A 19,927-nucleotide genomic window follows, 5' to 3' on the forward strand; every position below is an offset into this window, starting at 1 on the left:
AAGTATCTGATTTATTCAGACGTGGCGAAGACAAATGTGCCGAGAATTCGAGTCCTATCAAGGCGAAGTATGCCGTCAATGCTTTACTAGGACAAAGTCGAGCCTTGAATCAGGAGGACAATGTACTGGCAATCTTAAATCCGGCCTAACGCGCGCAGTCTCGTGGCCAATCTCAGCGACGTCGGCCACGCTTCTCTGCCTCATCATCAAAGCCAGGTGGTTTTGTTTTTATCCAGCTGACGAACTTCTGAATCGAGGGGTCCTCGAGGATAGCTGAAATCGTGGAGAACTTCCTTGCCAACTGGGCGTCCGTGAAGGCTGCATGTATGTGGCTATGGCATATCCGGTGCAATGGTACGTTGATCTTGCCACCCTTGCTCCTGGGAACAAGATGATGGTCCTCGATCTGGTCGTCAGGTATGACCCGCTCGCAGAGCGGACAGATTACCGGCTTCGACTCGGCATCTTCCGAAGGCAAATCGTCTCTGTACTTGCGTGCCATCGATGTGGTGTCTCTCTACCGGCTGTCAGACTGCGTACGCCTCGCTTCGATAAACCATCTCCGACATGTCGACAACACCGAGCCGGCTTCAATAAGGCTCTGGCGTTGCATCGGAGTGACAGATCGGAGTAAAGACGATCAGCTCGATTAGTTGATCCTCGGGACAAGCGATGGAACTATACGGATATTGCCCATGAGTTGCGGCCTCGCTTTGCGGCGTCGGTTCACATCTGTTCAAAGCTTCACAGATGCATTCTTCTGGTGGGCTACAGAACGTTCTAGAGTCAGGCCAGCCAAACGCTTATTTTCGCTTTTTTCGAAACCGTTTCACCCGTTCGTGGGTGCCGCACGTGGCCTCGGAGCACCAAATACGCCGTCCGCTTATGGACGTATCGAGAAACAACCAGCCACAGTTGTCGCCCCCGCATTCTCGGATCGTAGCGCCTGATGATCAACTCGGCCGCTGCTTCAGCAAAGAGGCCCACCAAATCCGCCGAGTCTGTTAGCAGCGGGAACCACCGGAAGCCGGCATTTGTTTTGGATAGCACCTGTCGAGCACAAGCCGGCTTAGCCAACTCGTGCACGCATTCAAATGCATCATCCGGATATAGATGCTCTTCGTCTTCTGTCAAGAAGACCGCGTTGGTCGCCCCACGAAGTTGCAGGGCTTCCTTCAATACCGTAGCGCCTTCTGAGGACGCGCTTTCTCTACCGCAAACAGGGCGTTTCGACAGCCACAATCTGCGACACGCGCGGTATAAGCAAAGCCGTCGGCCATCTTGTTGTTTGCGGCAACGTGATTGCCAACTCTGGATTTTCCGTATTTAGAGCCGAAATTTCGAGGTTGCTGTGTCGACCTCGGCTCGCATAGCGTCCAAGGAACCACGGATAACCCTGATGTCGGCACTCATGGCGGGAGCTGCTTCCTGCTCTTCCCAGTAAAGTAGCGTGTTATGCCAACCCGTTACGGTCTCCAACAGCCCTCGGGCACGTTGCAACACCCGTTCGTCGATCTGCACCGCTGCCCGTTCTGCATTTTCTGCCAACTCAATAAGGTCGTTGGCCTCGACACCCCAGATCGGCATGGCGGTGCGGAGTTTATCCATCTGTTTTTCAATGTCAGTGATTTGAATGTTTTCCATCCGACCAATATGAGCGCAAGTTGCCATAAGTCGAGACCCTGCCAAAACTAAAAGTTGACATGTGGGTGACGGCCATCTATCTAGGGTTTATCGATATTTGCTTGCTGAGCTTTGGTTACCGCGCGATTAGCACCGCGCTCTGAACGAACCCCTCTTCAAAAATCGCTATCCTCCGCAGCGCATTCGCGTTGGGATTCTCTATTGCTTGAAAGGGTTCATCATGACCACAGGCACAGTAAAATGGTTCAATTCCACGAAGGGCTTCGGTTTCATCCAGCCTGACAACGGCGGCGCTGACGCCTTCGTCCATATCTCGGCCGTCGAACGCGCCGGAATGCGCGAAATCGTCGAAGGCCAGAAGCTCGGCTACGAACTCGAGCGCGACAACAAGTCGGGCAAGATGTCGGCCTGCAATCTTCAGGCCGCGTAATCTGAACTGCTCCCGCTTTGACCACGGATGTACTGGCACTGCGGTAAGCTAGTTTTTGGAAGGCCGGACTTATGTCCGGCCTTTTCCGTATGTCAGTCCACAGCTATCGGAGGACTTTATGTCCGTCAGCAAATCCCGTGAACATGCCGAAGTCGCATTCGGCCATCTGCAGTCCCAGTTCTTCGCGCGCGGTCACGCGGTCGAGGAGATGGATCACGTGACGAAGTCCCGTGAAGAAAAGACGTCCCGACTACGTGAAGCAAGGCTCGCCAGGGAAGAACAGGACCGTCTGAGCGCCTCGACGAAGCCAGCCGCGAAAACACGTAAGAGGACCTGATGATGGCCAAGGCCCACAGCTTCGATCATTTCGACTGGTCGCCCGACGAACTTCGCGGTGCCCTCGAGGCGGCTGAGTTGCGCTCTGGTCCTGGTAGGTCGATACTGACGATCTCCTCATGGACAGCCATGGCTATACGCTGTGGGATGTCCGTCGAGCCATCGATGCGATCACTCCGCGTGCATTCGCAATGACGTACTGGAAATAAACTTTCCTCCGAGAAGTTTGCGGGGTTCGTCCAGTTCGGCTTCATTTGGCTTTAGAATTCCAATTTGGAGTGAGGCTGCGATCCAGGTGGAGCGATCCCGGAAATTTGCATTTTGAATATTCGTCTGAAGAACCCGGGTCTTGCTTATTTTCCGGATGGTTTGCGCAATTGCGGCCGAATCTAGGACGTTGGCGGGCATTGCGAGACTGATGAAACCAGCCCACGGTTACATCGATTGCCCGCTCGCGATCCGAACCGCTCCTTTGCATACTCGAGAATATCAGACGTTCCGGTCAATCGCTTCCTCAACAGTGACGACAGCCAATACAGTCCCCAGGTCGTCGCTTATATCAATGCCCAAATATGTTGTTCGTCGACCGGTGGCTAACTGGTCTGCTACCATTTCGAACAGACTTGCCCTAGCATCTACCGTCGCAGCCTCGAGGTTTTGAAAGGGTATACCGTCGTCGTCGGCCTCAACTCCCAGGGACGTCCTGACATGGAAATGAAATCTCGGCATGAAGCTATCTCCACTCAGTTAGAGCCACTGTAGGCACAGGGCAGGTAGCTAAAAACAAGACGACAGACTAGCGAGGTGGAGAGGCAGCCTAAGAGAACGCCATTCAAGCTACAATTATAGCTCGTGACATTTGTTCCTGCCCGGCTACGATAAACTTTTGTGGAGACATGCGGTGATCGAGTCTTTGATTGCGAATCTTCGGGCGCGTGACGTGGTATCGTCTCACGAGGCGCAACTTCTGTCGTCAATCATCGTGCGCCAGCGTTGGATCGCCGCCGATGAGGACCTGGTGAAGGAGGGCTCACGGCCGACCTACAGCATCCTCCTCGTTGATGGCATTGCCGCGCGATACAAATTTGTCGAAGACGGAAAAAGACAGATCACGGCACTGCATGTGTCCGGGGACTTCGTCGATCTTCACGCCTTTCCCCTAAAGGAAATGGACCATGGCGTCGTGGCACTGTCGCACTGCCATGTTGCCTTGGCCGATCACAGCGACCTGAAGAAAATCACCGAAACAGAACCACATTTGGCGCGGCTGCTTTGGCTGTTGACGGTTATCGACGGGGCGATCCACAGAGAATGGATCGTGGCGATGGGACGGCGCTCGAAGAAGTCGCATATGGCTCACCTTTTTTGTGAGCTGTTGCTGAGGCTCGAGGTGGTTGGCAAGGTTGAAAACTCCAGCTTTTCGTTTCCACTGACGCAACTCGAAATGGCCGACGTTTTAGGAATATCGCTGGTCCATCTAAACAAGACTTTGCAGCTTTTGCGCGACGAGAAAGTGTTGCAATGGACAAAGCAGACAATCACTGTACTCGATCTTGAAAGGCTAAAATCGATCGGGGAGTTCGAGCCCGGGTACCTAAACTTACGGGTAGAACCACGATAGTCGCATCGTCCATTGTCGGTGTCGAACGCTGGTAGCCGCGTCGCACTGGTTGCTCGCGCCCTTTTTTAAGTCGGTCCTGTGCGAACGGGCTACAGCCACGATCGTCGGGACAATGATTCGACGGTATGGAACCATTTTCCCAATGCTTGGTTCTGGCGGCGAGGGTCGCGGTGCGTGTCAATCGGACGCGGCGGGGATGACGAACACGGGGATTTTTCCAATTTCTTCCCGTGGCCAACGAAACGGCATTCGAGTGTCCAACCCGTCCGGCCGCGCCCTCAGCATCCTCTCGTAGAAAGTTTTCCATGATTGATCCCCCACGCCAACAGCCGGGCCATCCCGAGCGGAAATTTGAATTGCATCAGGCCGTGGACTACGTGGTTCAATTACTCGTGGAGGAAGCACATGTGTCGGATGGCAACGGATAGAATTCCTCACAGCAGTGATGGACGCGGCGAACCCGCGAATCTCTGCCATGGAAGAAGAGGTAGAGATCGAGGAGAGCGAACCAGCGATCCTTACCGAAGGCAATTCGAGACCGTAAGCGATTTGCCGGAGCCGACGATTTATTACTGCGTCGAACATATGGGTTCAAAATGACCAACATTGCTATCATCGGCTCCGGGCCGACTGGAATTTACACTTTAAAGGGGCTGATGGAGAGCAATACACCGCTATCTGTAACCGTCTACGAAGCCAATGCCGATCCGGGGAAGGGAACTCCATATCACCCCCGCGCCAACGATCGGGCAATGCTCGCAAACATCGCAAGTATCGAGTTACCACCCGTGTGCGAGAGCCTGGCGAACTGGCTTCGGCGCAAGAACCCGGCCGAACTCGCGATGCTAGGCGTTCCAGTCGAGACCATCGGCGAACGGGAGTTTTATCCGCGGGTCGTTCTTGGGGAGTATTTCGAGGCGCAATTCAACGGCCTTTTGGCGAAGGCGGTGTCGCGCGGGCATGTCGTTCACGTCAAGGCAAGTCACAGGGTCGTGGATATTCAGCTCAGAGAACGCGACATTGATGTCGCGGTCGAGAGTGCTGACGGCACAACCGAGCGCAACGCATTCGACCATGTCGTGATGGCGACGGGTCATGACTGGCCGGAGAAAACCGAGACGAAACCGGGATTCTTTGTTTCTCCGTGGCCAGCCAAAAATCTTGACACGATCGGAGATGTCTCGGTCGGCGTACTCGGAACGTCTTTGAGCGGTATAGACGCTGTCGTGTCGGTCGCCACGTCCCACGGGTCGTTCCTGCTCGATGACTCGGGAACGATGCAGTTTCACTCGGGTTCCGGCCCCGACTTCCACCTGACGATGATGTCGAGGAAAGGCCTTCTTCCTGAAGCTGACTTCTACTGCCCCATCCCCTACGAACCGCTCGCGATATTTACGGAGGCGGCCGTGGATCGCCTGGTGGAAACGGTTCCCTACAGGCTACTCGACGAGATGTTCGAACTCTTCCGTGCCCAGCTGTTCGCCAGCGACCCGGCCTATGCCGAGAGCATCGGGCTCGGCATGCTGACAGTCGAGACCGTGGCCGACGCATACTTCGCGGAACGGGAGACTTACGACCCGTTTACCTGGGCCGCACTCAACCTTGGAGAAGCCAAGGCCAATAAGGCGACGCGCAACACTGTTGCCTGGCGATACGCGATACTGTCCATGCACGAGACCGTGCTAAGGGCCGTCCCGCATTTCAACGACGTCGATCTGAAACGCTTTCACAAGCATTTCAAGACGCTATTCGTCGACGACTATGCGACCGTGCCGCACCAGTCGATCGAAAGGCTTCTGGCGCTCCATCGGGCTGGGCGGCTGTCGGTTCTCAAACTTGGACCGGACTACAAGCTCGACCACGACACCGTCGAACGGGGAGCCGTGATTGAGATCGGAGATAAGCGGCACGCTTTCACGGCATTCATCGACGCGACGGGTCAGCACGCCGTTTCCGCATGGGATGTCCCATTTCCAAGTCTGATAGAGCAGGGTGTCGTGCGCGAAGCGCGGACGGTGAAAGCATCCACCGCACTCGCCGCCAACGACGACACGGCCACTGTCGCGACGGGCGGCATCGATCTCGACAGCCAGTTCCGGCCAAAGTTCGAAAAGCCGCTCAGTCACAATCTCTACTGTGTGTCGATACCGTTCCTTCTTCACAAACTGCCCTTTGTCCAGGGAATTACGAGTGCCGAGGAACTCGGGAGCCTTGTGGCGAAGGCCATCTTGGAGGATGCCGCAAGCACCGAGTTCGGTCTCGACGTTGTGCGGAAGGTGGTCGCCTGATCCTTCTGCTCAGTGGAAGCGGAACAATAGCTTCGACGACTGGTTGTGCTCACGCCTCCAACCAAAGGAACATGCATATGTTCATGAGAGTCGACCAGCTGCAGGCTTCCCTGCCAGCTCCAAATCGTGCAGACCCCAACGCAGCCGCCGCCCTGCAGGAACTCCTCGGCGGAAAGTACGGCGAGATGTCCACTCTCGGGAACTACATGTTCCAGAGTTTCAACTTTCGGTCCAAGGAAAAGCTGAAGCCATTCTATTCCTTGGTTGCCAGCATCACCGCCGAGGAACTCGGCCACGTAGAGCTTGTCAGCGCGGGCGTTGCTATGCTCAACAACGGTCCTGACAAGAAGGACGGAGACATGGGCGACGGCGGGGATATCTCCGACGCGCCCTGGGAAGGGATGAAGGATATCCGGCTAGCTGCGGCATTCCTGTCCGGCGCGGGCGGGGCGCAACCCGTCAATAGTAACGGGGTGTCGTGGAACAATGACTTCATCACGACGACGGGCAATGTCGTCATCGACCTGCTGCACAACTTCCATCTCGAATGCGGCGCGCGTCTTCACAAACTCCGTGTCTACGAAACTCTTTCCGATCCGACGGGTCGCGAGGTCTGCGGATATCTACTCGTGCGCGGCTCTGTACATGCGCATGCCTATGCTCTGGCGCTCGAGAAAATCACTGGCGTCGACGTGAGGAAGTTTCTGCCGACACCAAACATTCCGCTCGACAAGATTCCGGAATGCCAGAAATACCTGGATGAGGGCTCCCACCGCAGGCTCTACACGTTCAGCCCGAACGACTACAAGGAGATGTCGGGTATCTGGGGCAACGGCGAGGTAGCATTGCCGACCGACCCGCCAGGCGAACTGGAAGTCGTAGACGGCATGCCGGAAGGCGGAAAAATCGAGCAGCTTGTCGGCGTTCCGTCGGCGTTCACGCCGGACTACGCGCCGGAAGAGATGTTCGAGATAGCAGAAAAACTTTACAAGGCGTCGAGATAATCCGAGCTTCGGGGGCTTTGGTCCCCGAAGCCCTTCTCAACAGGAGCGGCGCGGGGTCCAGTGCGTCTCCGCACGCGGACAGGGGAGCGATCAGGATATAGCCACACGCCTGATGACGGGTATCTTCTTGAATGTCACGGGCCGCAAGCAGGCTGAAGAAGGACACGAGCTCTTGGCAGGAGAAATGAGCCACAGGGTGAAGAATCTGCTCGCCATCGCTACGGAATTTACTCAGTTGACATCGCGGTCTTCGAGTTCGATCGCGGATATGACCACCCAGCTCACTCAGCGACTGACAGCTTCCTAACGATCTCACGACCTCAGAGGCGGTCATTACAAGGAAAACGCAACACCTGCCAAATGACCCGCCCGTTCCACGAATAGGCGTTATCCCACGAAGTAAGTCTTTTCAGACGCTTTAAGCTATGTGACCAACCAGTCGCCGGTTCGACTCATATCAAGGCGCCTGGGATTGATGAGGCGGGCCAGTGGTTCGAAATCAAATCGTGTTGGGGGCAGATGACGGCGGTGAGTTATTCCGGCATTGTCCTTTCCCATGTTCCGCCAGTCCACGCTCTCCCCCTTTGTGTATTTGTCTCCGGCTCTTCATCAGGATGAGCTGGCAGCTAGCCCACTTGCAACCAATGGCATGAAGCTTCTCCGCCATGTCGAGCAAAACAGCGGCATTCCGCTGACGCAATCCATGGGCGCGTTTCATAGGAAATGTGTCGAATGGGCCGCGCATGAATTCCAGTGGCCAGGATACGAACCGGAAATTCTCTATTCGGTGAATAAGGTTCTCAACGAACTGGATTTCCCCCCGCTCTCCATCCTGCATTGCGCGCTGCAGGACCTTCGTATCATCCGCCACTACAAGGGCCGGGCCATTCTAACAAAACGCGGCAGGTCGATCCTCGGCAATCACGGGGAGCTTCAGGCTGTTCTCGCCGAATGGATGCTGGCGGCTCCGCTGCAGGAGAGCCTGTCCCCTGAGGCTGCCGCCCTGTTCTGGGATCTTAGGCATATGCTGGGCATCGTCTCGACCCGGTTGGGCGACTGGGTGACGCTTGGCGATTATACCGAATGGGCACTCCCGGCGGAGATTTTCCCGGCGAGGGGACCGCTCGGCCCCCGACACGAGGCAGGCTGGTTCATCGCACATAATCTCGTTCGCCCGCTGACCTGGTTGGGCGTACTGGAAAACTCGCCGCAGACCGTGCCAGCCATGTCGATGATGGACAGGCAATTTCGGAAAACGGTGTTGTTCGATAAGTTCTTCAGAATCGGCCTTCCGATCGAGATACAGGCGGTCGTACTCCACTAAATGAGCCCAAAGGACGGGGTCGCTGGGGCTATCGCGAGCGGGCGCTCTGACGCCCACGCCGGCGCACTTGCCGTCGTACAGATATTCAGCCCACAGCACGTTCTGCGGTTTGTAAATCACCGCGCGGTCCGATGCAGCACCCGGAATCTATAGCGCCAACCAGCGCTGTGCGGTGGATGCGACAATCTGTTTTATCGCGGTACGTCTTGGGATCTCTTTGCTGTCAATTTTGATCATGGAGCTAAGGGGGCGGCACTGGAATGTGAGAGGCGGCCCCGCGCGCCGGGGGCTGTCGATCCCGATTTCCGGCGTTGCCGTCGCTATGCTAAATCTCCGGCGGCAACCCTTTTAACCGGTCTTGCGGGAGGCGAACGGCTTTCGCACCTCCTGCTACAGCTGGTATGCCTTTTCCTGTTTTAGACGCTTCCGCGAAACGACCCAGAGCTCCCACCGCGTGAAACTGCGCGGTTGTAAACCTTGCTCGCCGAGTTGGCTGAAATCGCCCCCCGCCAACACGGTTGATCTGCCGATCGTGCCGTGTTTTGAAGGTGGCAAATTGGCAGCGGGGCTTTGACAACAGAAATGGCAGAACAGTTTGACATGTTTTCGGAGCAGGCTGCGCGCGATCCGATGGTCACGCGTGGCGCCACCAAATCCGCCAAACCGGACAGGCATGCCATCCCCATGAGTGAAGCGGACATGGTCCGTCATCTGTCGGAGACAGGCCGCTATCGGATCCTGCAGAAACTGGTGCCGCGCGCAATCTCACCGTTCCCGCGTCCGGAGTACCGCCTCAAGGGCATCATTCTCGACACAGAGACCACGGGCCTGAATGCTCGCAAGGATGAGATCATCGAGATTGGCGTGATCGCTTTCACCTTCGATGCGACCGGAAGCATCGGTGACGTGACCGGCATCTACGGTGGACTTCAGCAGCCAAGCGTTTCGGTTCCCACAGAAATCACTAGGCTTACCGGGATCACCGACGAAATGGTCGCCGGACAATCGATCGATGTGACTGCTTTGCGGGCGCTGATAGAACCGGCGGATCTGGTGATCGCCCATAATGCCGGTTTCGACCGGCCATTCTGCGAGGCATTCTCTCATCTATTTTCCGGCAAGGCCTGGGCCTGCTCGAACTCCGAGATCGATTGGGCTTCGCGTGGATATGAAGGCACCAAGCTCGGCTACCTCATTGGGCAGGCAGGCTACTTCCATGAAGGTCATCGGGCGGTCGATGATTGTTTCGCGCTATTAGAGGTTCTCGCTCGGGAAGTCGATGGATCGGCTTCCACCGCTTTCGCGGAACTCTATCAAGCAAGCCAGAGATCGCGTGTCCGGATCTTTGCGGAGAACAGCCCCTTCGACATGAAGGACCATCTGAAGGCGCGAGGCTATCGCTGGTCCGACGGAAGCGACGGCCGTCCCAAATCCTGGTGGATCGAGGTTGGCGAAGAAGCGCTCGATGTTGAGCTCCGCTATCTCAGGGCCGAAATCTACCGCTATCCAGACGCCGATCCTCCCATCAAACACCTGACCGCCTTCGACCGCTTCCGGGCCTGATGCAATCCTATTGATGCATCTCCGAAGCGACCCATGCTTTGAGCGCATGGCCGACCTGAGACCTTGTGCCTTATCGACGGGCGGGCAACGGCCTATATTCTAATCATCGAAACGACGTTGGAACTAAAGCATGGTTGCTGGCGTCAAGAGAACTCACGAAAGGGGATCACCATGAACGTAGCACGCTCTTTCAATAACTGGCGCAAGTATCGTCAGACCGTTACCGAACTCGGCCGCATGAGTTCGCGCGAATTGCAAGACCTCGGCATCGATCGCGCCGACATCCACAGCGTTGCCCGCCAGTCGGTGGCTCGCTAAGCGGCTTTTCCTGCCCATCCTGTATGACAGTACGCCCGCTGATGACGCGGGCGTTTTTGTGTCTGACCGCCGCGAGGCGCCGCGCTGGAGATCGCTCTCATCAGAACTACGTCGTGCATTCTACGCATAGCTGCACTGCAGCAAAGTCTATTTAATGTGCTGTGTGAATGAGTATCTTGGTTTCCATCGAAGCGATGCACCTCCTCCCGCAGAGCTTCGATTTCAGACGGCCCACTCCTCCTCCCAAGGGACGTCTGTCGGAACAGCGGCACTCCTCCTCCCAGCCGTTGTTCGGCTCTTTTCGGAAAGCCTGCCGCACCTCCTCCCGCGGCAGGCTTTTCGTTTTCAGGGCCGTCGCATTAGAGCCCGAGAGCGAGTTGCGGTTCTTGCCCGCTCACTTCCGTGTTGAGCGATGACAGGGTGATCCCGAGGAGCCGCACCGGACGTTTGAACGGGAACACCGAGGCGAGCAGGGTCTCAGCATTCTCCAGGACCATGTCGATGTCTGACATGGATCCCGACACGGTCCTGCTGCGGGTCGCCTGACTGAAATCCGAATATTTGATTTTGACGGTGATCGTCTTTCCCGTGATGTCGTGCGCCTCGCAATACCGCCAGACCTTCTCGGCCAACCGGCCGCAACTCGGCTTTGGCCAGATCGAAATCGTCGATGTCCTCAACGAAGGTGTCTTCCGCGCCGACGGACTTCCGGATGCGATCAGGTCTAACCTGCCGTTCGTCGATCCCGCGGGCAATGCCGTAGAAATACGGACCGGACTTGCCGAAATTCTGCTGAAGGAACGCGAGGGACTTCGACTTGAGATCAAGCCCCGTCTCTATGCCATGCCGTTTCATTCGCTCGGCCGTGGCCGGCCCCACGCCATGGAATTTCTTGACGGGGAGGGCCTCGACAAAACCCGGGCCGTTCTTTGGCGTAATGACCGCCTGGCCATTCGGCTTGTTCAGATCGCTCGCCATTTTGGCCAGGAACTTGTTGTAGGAGATGCCAGCCGACGCATTGAGGCCCGTGACCGCCTTGATTTTCGCACGGATCTCAAGCGCAATCTCGGTGGCGATCTCCATGCCCTTCAGGTTTTCGGTGACGTCGAGATAGGCTTCGTCCAGCGACAGTGGCTCGATCAGCGGCGTGTATTCGGCAAAAATCTCGCGGATCTGCTGCGAGACCTGCCGATAGACGTCGAAGCGCGGCGGCACAAAAATCAGATCCGGGCATTTGCGCTTGGCGGTGACCGATGGCATGGCCGAATGCACGCCGAAGACACGGGCCTCGTAACTCGCGGCCGCCACAACGCCACGTGCCGCGGATCCACCGACGGCCAGTGGCAGGCCACGCAGCTCCGGGTTGTCACGTTGCTCGACCGAGGCATAAAAGGCATCCATATCGACATGGATGATTTTGCGCACGGGTTGCACGCTCCCCATGACGTCAGTTCCCAAAGAATAAGCCGGCATTTGGTAAACCGCCATTTGACTGCCCTGGTCGTGCTCTGTGCTTTCAAAGCAGCAGACCTTCCTCGTCCGGCTTCGGTTTGGCCTGTGGCGGCACGATCACAAGCATGTTGCCCGGGAGCGGACGCTGTAGGTGGCGGGCTTCATCCCACGGTGCTGTCAACCAGGTCTCGACTTCTTCAGGCGTGGTCAGGATGGAGGGCATTGCCTTTTGATGGATAGGCGAGACGATCTCGTTGGGCGAGGTCGTCAAAAATCCGAACAGCTCGTATTCCTGCTCGCCATCCCTGACTTTGCGCACGCCCTTCCAGGGCGTCCAGAAGCCCGCGAAAAACATCAGCGGCCGGTCTTCGTTGCCGGCGAACCAGGCGTTCGGCACACGCCCGCCTTCGACCTTGCTGGCCGGGTCGGGCTCGGCAAAGGAGGTGAACGGGACTACGCAGCGGCTGGTGGGTCCAAGCCAGCGGCGCCAGTGCGGCGACGCCACATTGCGGATATTGGTGACGCCGGGATCGTAGTTCTTCACATAGGCAGGCGGTGACGGCATGCCCCATGTTGCCCGTGCAATCTCCCGCTGACCGTCCTCTGCGATGCGGACAATCGGCGCTTGATAGCCCGGGTAAACGTCGAAGCTCGCTTCGTTCCAGCCAGCGCGATCCCGGAAGGCTTTCGTGAACTGCAGAACCGCGTCACGGGTGGTGGTCACATTGTAGAGATTGCACATCAGATCCTCTCCCTATTTCCACATGGCCCGCATGCGCGCGCCGACATCGATGCGGATCTGCTGGGCGCTTCGCTCAGATGCAGTTGCTGAAACCTTCGGCCAGGTCGTCGTCTCGAAGAATTGGAGCAGGGTTGCCGGGACGAACCGCGTCCTCGCTGCATAAACGTGCCGATCCCCTTGAACGTTCTGCCCATGGGTAAAAAACCGCTGCGGCGTGATCAGGGCCAGTTGATCCCTGGCGCGTGTCATGGCGACATAAAGCAGCCGACGCTCTTCCTCGAGTTCCTGGCTGGTGCCGGTTCCAAGATCCGACGGTATACAGCCGTCGACAACATTGAGCATGAAGACCGCACGCCATTCCTGGCCCTTGGCCGAATGAATGGTCGACAAGATCAGATAATCCTCGTCGAGCAGCGGCACCCCCGCCTGGTCGCTGGTGGCATCTGGCGGATCAAGTGTCAGTTCGGTCAGGAAGCGCTCGCGCGAGGGGTATCCACTGGCGATCTGTTCGAGCTGCAACAGGTCGGCCTTGCGGGTGTCGGCATTCTCATGGATGCGGTCGAGATGCGGCTCATACCAAAGGCGTGCCTGCCCAATATCCAAAGGCCAGCCATCTTCGGCCTTGCGCAGGTTTGCGAGCAACTGGACGAAGGAAGTCCAGTCTTCGCCGGTCTTGGGCGGAGGCGGGATTTCGGCAAGGGCCAGCAAAGGTTCAGGGTCGGCCGCGATCGTCTCGAGAATGTTGCCGGCCGTCTTCGGCCCGATGCCCGGCAGCATCTGCAGCAGCCGGAAGCCTGCGACACGGTCGCGTGGGTTCTGCGCGAACCGCAGCACCGCCAGCATGTCCTTCACATGGGCACTGTCGAGAAATTTCAGGCCACCAAATTTGACGAATGGAATGTTGCGGCGGGTGAGTTCAACTTCGAGCGGACCGCTATGACTGGATGTGCGAAACAGCACGGCCTGGTTCTTCAGCGTCATGCCAGTCTCGCGATTGGCAAGCACCTGGTCGACAATGAAGTTCGCCTGTTCCGTCTCGTCCTTGACGGTGACGAGCTTCGGTCGATCCAGCGATTGCCGCTCGGTCCACAGGTTCTTGGTGAAGCGCTCGCGCGCCAGATCGATGACGCCATTGGCCGCAGCCAGGATCGGCTGTGTCGAGCGGTAGTTGCGATCAAGCGTGATTATGTCGGCGGCTGGGCTGAAGGAAGACGGGAAATCAAGAATGTTGCGAACCGTCGCTGCCCGGAACGAATAGATCGACTGGGCATCGTCGCCGACCACGGTCAGGCCACGACCGCCCGGTTTGAGCGCCATCAGCACCGAGGACTGCAGCTTATTGGTATCCTGGTATTCGTCGACCATGACATGGTCGAAGCGATTGCCGATATCGTCGGCAAGATCGGGGTCGCTGACCATCTGCGCCCAATACAGCAGCAGATCGTCGTAATCGAGCACGTTCTGAACCTGCTTGGCCTCGACATAAGTTGCGAACAATTGCTTCAGCTGTTCTTCCCAACTGCCCACCCATGGATAGTGCTGGCGAAGAATGTCGTTCAGCGGCGTCTGCGAATTGACCGCGCGCGAATAGATCGACAGGCACGTGCCCTTGGTTGGAAAGCGGTTTTCAGTCTTGGACAATCCGAGCTCGTGGCGGGAAAGATTCATCAGGTCGGCGCTGTCTTCGCGGTCGTGGATGGTGAAATCCACGTTCAGCCCGATCTGCTCGGCATAGATCCGCAGCAACCGCGCGCCGATTCCATGGAACGTCCCGGACCAGGAAAGCGCGTCGGTGAGTACGCCGGAATTGGCGCCAAGCACCTGTTTGCAGATCCGCTCAACGCGGCGCGACATTTCGGAGGCGGCACGCCGTGAAAACGTCATTAGCAGAATGCGCCGAGGATCGGCGCCATTGACGACCAGATGGGCGACCCGGTGCGCCAAAGTGTTGGTCTTGCCGGATCCGGCGCCCGCGATGATCAGCAGCGGTCCCGCGACCTGTCCGTCCGCCAGCCCAATACCGTGTTCCACAGCCTGCCGCTGCTGCTCGTTCAGTTTTTCAAGATATGCGGCCATGAACGCTCGATTGACAGGTCGGGTCGGGACAACTCTTGCTCCGAACAAATACGGAACATACAATCGAGAAAGCAGGTTGGGAAGATGGCATTTGCAGAGTTAGGGGCGGGGCGCTCTCGCATCCCATAGCGATTCCTGCTGAGAACCGTCGAACACCCTTTGTATCGAATGCGAATCGAAACCAACGGCAAGCCAAAGCGTTGTGTACTGTGACCTCACCAAAGCGGAGACAGACCCATGGCCGACGACAGCACCACAACGATTAAAGCGACTTTCGATACCCGCGCAGCAGCTGATCTTGCGGTCGAGCACCTCGTTCAGCAGCACAGCATATCAAGGCCGGACATCTTCATCCAGTCAGCCACATCCCAAAACACGGCCGGAACGTCTCCATCCGGCGGGGATGCCTCCCATGAAGACGGTGCTCGCCGCGATGCGCCGCTTGGCGGAGAGATCGAAGTCTCTGCCGACTTCCAGCCAGATTGCCGCCGTTCAGCGCAGCCTGGGCGAGGCTGCAGCAATTCTGGTTTCCGGCCGCTGATGGTTCCGTCGCGGCATCACGCCGAACCCAGTATCGTTTGCGTATCAGGATAGCGAACCAATGGCAGACACTCTTTCGACTTACCGCGCCAAGCGCGATTTCAAGAAGACAGCCGAGCCGAGTGGTGAGGCTCATGTCAAGCCGTCGAACCGCCGGCGTTTCGTGATCCAGAAGCACGATGCGACGCGGCTGCACTATGATCTCCGGCTCGAACTCGACGGCGTATTCAAATCCTGGGCGGTGACCAAAGGTCCTTCGCTCGATCCACACGACAAGCGCCTGGCCGTCGAGGTCGAAGATCACCCGCTCGACTACGGCGACTTTGAAGGCACAATTCCGAAAGGTCAGTACGGCGGTGGCACTGTCATGCTGTGGGATCGCGGCTACTGGGAGCCGGAGGGAAATAAGACGCCCGAGGAGGCGCTCGCCAAGGGCGATTTCAAGTTCACCTTGGAGGGCGACCGGCTCCATGGCAGCTTCGTTCTCGTGCGCATGCGCCATGACCGCGATGGCGGCAAACGCACCAACTGGCTTCTGATCAAACATCGCGACGAGGCGGCCGTTCACGAGAATGGCGCAGCAATCCTCGATGACAACGACACATCGGTCGCATCGGGCCGGACGATGGACGCCATCGCTGCTGGCAAGGGGAAAAAACCTAAGCCGTTCATGCTGGAGGGTGGGGCGGTCGAAGCCGACGCTATCTGGGACAGCAATCATGGTCTTGCGGCTGAAGAGCGCAAAGCCGGGACAAAGACCGCAGTGAAAGCTAAAACGACGAAGAGAAAGCCGTCTGTTGCGCAACGTGCCAAATCCGAGATGCCCGACTTCATTGCGCCGCAGCTGTGCGACAACCTTTCGCGTCCACCGTCAGCGCGTGGCTGGATCCATGAGATCAAGTTCGACGGCTACCGAATCCAGATGCGCATCGAGGGAGGTGAGGTTACGCTCAAAACCCGCAAGGGCCTGGATTGGACGGCCAAATGGCCCGCCATCGTCAAGGCGGCTTCGGTACTTCCCGACTGCATGATCGACGGTGAAATCTGTGCGCTCGACGAACAGGGCGCACCGGACTTCGCAGCACTTCAGGCGGCGCTATCAGAGGGCAAGACAGGCGATCTCGTCTATTTCGCTTTCGATTTGCTGTTCGTTGGAGGTGAAGACCTGCGGGAGCTGCCGCTCACCGAGCGCAAGGAACGGCTGCAAGCCCTCCTATCGGATGGCGGCGAGGACGCTCGTCTGCGCTTCGTCGAACATTTCGAGACGGGTGGCGACGCTGTGCTGAAATCAGCCTGCCGCCTGTCTCTCGAGGGCATTGTCTCCAAGCAGGCTGATGCACCCTACCGGTCGGGCCGGACCGATACCTGGGCAAAGTCAAAATGCCGCGCCGGCCATGAAGTGGTGATCGGTGCCTATGCCAAGACCAACGGCAAATTCCGCTCACTGCTTGTTGGCGTCAATCGTGGCGACCATTTCGTCTATGTCGGCCGGGTAGGCACGGGCTATGGTGCCAAGACCGTCGAATCTTTGCTCCCTAAGCTTCAGGAAATGGAAACGTCCAAATCGCCGTTCACCGGGATCGGCGCACCGAAGAAGACTGCGAATATTGTCTGGCTGAAGCCGGAGCTTGTCGCCGAAATCGAGTTCGCCGGCTGGACCGCCGATGGCCAGGTCCGGCAAGGCGCCTTCAAAGGCCTGCGCGAAGACAAGCCAGCGGCGGAGGTCGAGGCCGACGAACCGGCGTCTCCCTCGAAGGCGGATGTCCCTGATCCCGAGACCGACAGGCCACCGGCTAAGCGCTTGCGCAAAGGTGCAAAGGAAGAGGTCATGGGGGTGATGATCTCCAGCCCGGAAAAGGCGCTTTGGCCGGATGCCGGCGACGGGGAGCCGGTCACCAAGGTCGATCTGGCGCGCTACCACGAAGCGGTTGGCTCGTGGCTGATCGACCATATCAAGGGCCGACCCTGTTCGATCATTCGAACACCTGATGGTGTCGGTGGCGAGCAATTCTTTCAGCGCCATGCCATGCCAGGCACCTCGAACCTGTTGGAACTTGTGACCGTCTTCGGTGACAAGAAGCCCTATCTCCAGATCGATCGGGTCGAAGGTCTTGCGGCAATTGCACAGATCGGCGGCATCGAGTTGCATCCCTGGAATTGCGAACCTGGCCAGCCGGAAGTCCCCGGCCGTCTGGTCTTTGACCTTGATCCCGGCCCCGATGTGGAATTTGACACGGTCGTCGAGGCCGCACGCGAAATCCGCGATCGGCTGGAAGAGTTGGGGCTCGTCAGTTTCTGCAAGACAACGGGTGGCAAGGGCCTGCATGTCGTCACGCCTCTGGCTGTGCCGAAAGGCAAGAAGCTCAGCTGGGATGAGGCGAAGGGCTTTGCCCATGACGTCTGCCAGGAGATGGCACGCGACAATCCGGACCTGTATCTAATCAAGATGGCAAAGAACCAGCGCGAGGGTCGGATCTTTCTCGACTATCTGCGCAATGACCGCATGGCGACGGCCGTGGCGCCTTTATCGCCGCGGGCACGGCCGGGGGCGACCGTGTCCATGCCGCTCAATTGGACGCAGGTGAAGTCAGGCCTTGATCCCGCACGTTTTACCATCCGGACCGTGCCGGACCTCATCAAGAGGAGCACGGCCTGGCAAGACTACTGCGATGGTCAAAGACCGCTGGAGCTGGCGATTAAACGGCTGACTAAGGCGAAGAAGGCGGCTGCCTGATCAGCGGTCGGACATATCGAATATGGCCGCATTGTCCTGAACCTCGCGGAGACCTTTGTAGGATGCGTGACGCAAACTGCCGTCGTCGGTCCAGCCGCGAAACTCGATTTCCGCAATCAATGTCGGTTGCGCAAACACAAGATTCTTTCCCTTCAGCGGCACGGCCGGCATTTTGGTCCGAAGTTTATCGAGCGTGGACTTCAAGTTGACAGCGTCTTTTTCCTTGAAGCCAGTCCCGACGGCCCCAACGGAAACCCAGTCGGTACCGCGACAAGCGGCAAGCAACAGGCTGCCCAAGCCGCTACGGGCGGATGCCGACCGCTCATAGCCGACGACGATGAAACTTTCGCTCTGGATACATTTGATTTTCAGCCAATCGCCATTGCGGCCGGATCTGTAGGTGCTGTCCCGGCGCTTGGCAATAATGCCTTCGAGACCGAGGGAACGGGCATTTTCCAGAAGGTCGCCGCCATCGCCGCCAACCTCCTCCGACAGCCGGATCGTGGTTCCCGCGCCTTCCAGCAGATCCTCTAGCAGATGGCGCCGGACCGCAAGTTCGGTGCCCGTGAGGTCGTGGCCATCGAAATAGAGAAGATCGAAGGCAAAGAGCACTGACTCCGTGGACTCCCGCTTTCCACCTCGGCCGCCGAGCGAACGCTGCAACGCGCCGAAATCGGAGTGTCCTTCATCGTTGAGTACAACGGCTTCACCATCCAGAATTGCGGTTCCAACGCCGAGCTTGCCAGCTGCGTCGGCAATGGCCGGAAAACGGTGGGTCCAGTCGTGGCCGCCGCGGGTGATGATCCGCACCCCCTTCGGCTCGATATGGATGGCAAGTCTGTAGCCATCCGATTTGATCTCGAACGCCCAATCCGGCCCGCTTGGCACTGTTGGTTTCAACATAGCGAGGCAAGGCTCGACACGGTCCGGCATCGGATCGAAGGGTAGATTGGGCTGCGCCGGATCGCGCCGTCTGCGCGGTTTTGACTGGGCGGCCTGATTATCCTGCAACAGCGGTTTGGCGCGTTGCTTCATCGGTTGGTCCGGGTTTCGGCGGCAACGGATTTCTTCAGGGCATCCATGATGTTGATGACGTTGCTGGGCGCGGGGGAGGACGCTGGCGTCTTGGTCTTGGCTTTCGCCGGTTTTTTCATGGCCTTTTTCTTTGCCTTGATGATGTCGAGCAGACGATCCTGCACCGGATCGACGACCATCGTCGCATCCCAATGCTGCGTCTTGTTTTTGATGAGCTGCTGAATGAGCGGCATCAGGTCTGAATCAGCTTTGTCATCGCCAATACTCTCAAAATAGCTGTCCTCGTCGCGGACCTCATCACCGTAGCGCAAGGTCCATAGAACGATACCCTTGCCGCGTGGCTCCAGCATGACGGCGCGTTCGCGCCTTGAAATCACCAGGCGAGAAATGCCGACCATATCCTGCGAAGCCATGGCATCGCGGATAACCGAGAACGCCTCCTGAGCGACGATCTCGTTCGGGGAGAGGTAGTAGGGCGTATCGAGCCAGATCCACTCGATGGTGTCGCGTTTTGTAAAGGTCGAGATATCGATCGTCCGGGTGCTGTCGAGCGCGACGTTCTCAAGCTCGTCGTCTTCGAGAATGATGTACTCGTCCTCACCGCGCTGGTAGCCCTTGACCTCGTCGTCTTCCTTGACGTCCTTGCCCGTGACGGAGTCTACGTAGTGGCTGACGACACGGTTCTGGGTTTCGCGATTGAGCGTATGAAACCGAACCTTCTCGCTTTCGGATGTTGCCGGCATCATTTGCACCGGGCAATTGACGAGGGAGAGTTTCAGGTAACCCTTCCAGTAAGGACGAACGGCCATGGGTGTCTCCT

17 protein-coding genes and 3 pseudogenes are annotated in these 19,927 nt (G+C 57.8%); 11 read left to right on the forward strand and 9 right to left on the reverse strand.

All coding sequences use genetic code 11. The features are described 5' to 3' along the window. Nucleotides 1-172: 172 nt before the first annotated feature. The 3 genes from PYR65_RS25615 to PYR65_RS25625 form a co-directional block, all read right to left on the reverse strand. Nucleotides 173-502 (reverse strand): HNH endonuclease, encoded by a 330-nt coding sequence (locus tag PYR65_RS25615; protein WP_276122148.1) that lies wholly within the window; start codon nt 500-502, stop codon nt 173-175. A gap of 284 nt (nt 503-786) precedes the next feature. Then, nucleotides 787-1,179 carry a hypothetical protein gene (locus PYR65_RS30705; RefSeq protein WP_276122149.1) on the reverse strand — a complete coding sequence of 131 codons (393 nt, stop codon included), beginning with the start codon at nt 1,177-1,179 and terminating at the stop codon, nt 787-789. A 147-nt stretch (nt 1,180-1,326) separates the two neighbouring features. Then, a complete protein-coding gene (locus PYR65_RS25625) occupies nt 1,327-1,644 on the reverse strand; it encodes a hypothetical protein (RefSeq protein ID WP_276122150.1) in 318 nt (105 codons plus the stop codon). A 220-nt stretch (nt 1,645-1,864) separates the two neighbouring features. On the opposite strand from PYR65_RS25625, the gene PYR65_RS25630 reads away from it, so the two are divergent. Further along, nucleotides 1,865-2,074, forward strand: coding sequence for a cold-shock protein (locus PYR65_RS25630; protein ID WP_276122151.1), 210 nt, complete (start codon nt 1,865-1,867; stop codon nt 2,072-2,074). 118 nt (nt 2,075-2,192) lie between these two features. Further along, the gene (locus PYR65_RS25635; protein ID WP_276122152.1) at nt 2,193-2,411 is read left to right on the forward strand and encodes a hypothetical protein; all 219 of its coding nucleotides are present in this window, start codon (nt 2,193-2,195) and stop codon (nt 2,409-2,411) included. A 488-nt stretch (nt 2,412-2,899) separates the two neighbouring features. Here PYR65_RS25635 and PYR65_RS25640 read toward each other — a convergent pair whose 3' ends face one another. Then, nucleotides 2,900-3,139, reverse strand: coding sequence for a DUF6894 family protein (locus PYR65_RS25640; RefSeq protein WP_276122153.1), 240 nt, complete (start codon nt 3,137-3,139; stop codon nt 2,900-2,902). A gap of 172 nt (nt 3,140-3,311) precedes the next feature. On the opposite strand from PYR65_RS25640, the gene PYR65_RS25645 reads away from it, so the two are divergent. The 7 genes and pseudogenes from PYR65_RS25645 (at nt 3,312) to PYR65_RS25675 (ending at nt 10,528) form a co-directional block, all read left to right on the forward strand. Next, nucleotides 3,312-4,031 carry a Crp/Fnr family transcriptional regulator gene (locus PYR65_RS25645; protein WP_276122154.1) on the forward strand — a complete coding sequence of 240 codons (720 nt, stop codon included), beginning with the start codon at nt 3,312-3,314 and terminating at the stop codon, nt 4,029-4,031. Between the two features lie 596 nt (nt 4,032-4,627). Continuing rightward, entirely contained in the window at nt 4,628-6,319 is a 1,692-nt protein-coding gene (locus tag PYR65_RS25650) for an FAD/NAD(P)-binding protein (protein WP_276122155.1), read from the forward strand. Between the two features lie 77 nt (nt 6,320-6,396). Next, a complete protein-coding gene (locus PYR65_RS25655; RefSeq protein ID WP_276122156.1) occupies nt 6,397-7,323 on the forward strand; it encodes a manganese catalase family protein in 927 nt (308 codons plus the stop codon). Nucleotides 7,324-7,378: 55 nt separating this feature from the next. Then, nucleotides 7,379-7,624 (forward strand): annotated as a pseudogene (locus PYR65_RS25660) (HWE histidine kinase domain-containing protein); the annotation flags it as partial. Nucleotides 7,625-7,879: 255 nt separating this feature from the next. Beyond that, nucleotides 7,880-8,647, forward strand: coding sequence for a hypothetical protein (locus PYR65_RS25665; protein ID WP_276122157.1), 768 nt, complete (start codon nt 7,880-7,882; stop codon nt 8,645-8,647). 582 nt (nt 8,648-9,229) lie between these two features. Then, the gene (locus tag PYR65_RS25670; protein WP_276122158.1) at nt 9,230-10,210 is read left to right on the forward strand and encodes a 3'-5' exonuclease; all 981 of its coding nucleotides are present in this window, start codon (nt 9,230-9,232) and stop codon (nt 10,208-10,210) included. 171 nt (nt 10,211-10,381) lie between these two features. Beyond that, on the forward strand, nt 10,382-10,528 hold the full coding sequence (locus tag PYR65_RS25675) for a DUF1127 domain-containing protein (protein ID WP_070150011.1): 147 nt from the start codon (nt 10,382-10,384) through the stop codon (nt 10,526-10,528). A 359-nt stretch (nt 10,529-10,887) separates the two neighbouring features. Here PYR65_RS25675 and dinB read toward each other — a convergent pair. From dinB to PYR65_RS25690, 3 genes and pseudogenes are all read right to left on the reverse strand, one after another. Further along, nucleotides 10,888-11,971, reverse strand: a pseudogene (gene dinB / locus PYR65_RS25680) (DNA polymerase IV). Nucleotides 11,972-12,044: 73 nt separating this feature from the next. Beyond that, nucleotides 12,045-12,722 (reverse strand): SOS response-associated peptidase, encoded by a 678-nt coding sequence (locus PYR65_RS25685; RefSeq protein WP_276122159.1) that lies wholly within the window; start codon nt 12,720-12,722, stop codon nt 12,045-12,047. Nucleotides 12,723-12,734: 12 nt separating this feature from the next. Further along, nucleotides 12,735-14,798, reverse strand: coding sequence for an ATP-dependent helicase (locus PYR65_RS25690; RefSeq protein WP_276122160.1), 2,064 nt, complete (start codon nt 14,796-14,798; stop codon nt 12,735-12,737). Between the two features lie 237 nt (nt 14,799-15,035). Between PYR65_RS25690 and PYR65_RS25695 the strand changes: the two are divergent. Further along, nucleotides 15,036-15,339, forward strand: a pseudogene (locus tag PYR65_RS25695) (hypothetical protein). A gap of 60 nt (nt 15,340-15,399) precedes the next feature. Beyond that, nucleotides 15,400-18,072: a DNA ligase D gene (gene ligD / locus PYR65_RS25700; protein WP_276122161.1), complete on the forward strand. Its 2,673-nt coding sequence runs from the start codon at nt 15,400-15,402 to the stop codon at nt 18,070-18,072. Here the strand turns inward: ligD (PYR65_RS25700) and ligD (PYR65_RS25705) are convergent, their stop codons facing one another. Both ligD (PYR65_RS25705) and ku read right to left on the reverse strand, forming a co-directional pair. Continuing rightward, nucleotides 18,073-19,107 carry a non-homologous end-joining DNA ligase gene (ligD, locus tag PYR65_RS25705; protein WP_276122162.1) on the reverse strand — a complete coding sequence of 345 codons (1,035 nt, stop codon included), beginning with the start codon at nt 19,105-19,107 and terminating at the stop codon, nt 18,073-18,075. Further along, nucleotides 19,104-19,916: a non-homologous end joining protein Ku gene (gene ku / locus PYR65_RS25710; protein WP_276122163.1), complete on the reverse strand. Its 813-nt coding sequence runs from the start codon at nt 19,914-19,916 to the stop codon at nt 19,104-19,106. Before ku ends, ligD (PYR65_RS25705) begins: the two co-directional genes overlap by 4 nt. Nucleotides 19,917-19,927 lie beyond the last annotated feature (11 nt).

Origin of the sequence: Pararhizobium qamdonense (genome assembly GCF_029277445.1) — a bacterium.
In the GTDB taxonomy this organism is placed as follows: Bacteria; Pseudomonadota; Alphaproteobacteria; order Rhizobiales; family Rhizobiaceae; genus Pararhizobium; species Pararhizobium qamdonense.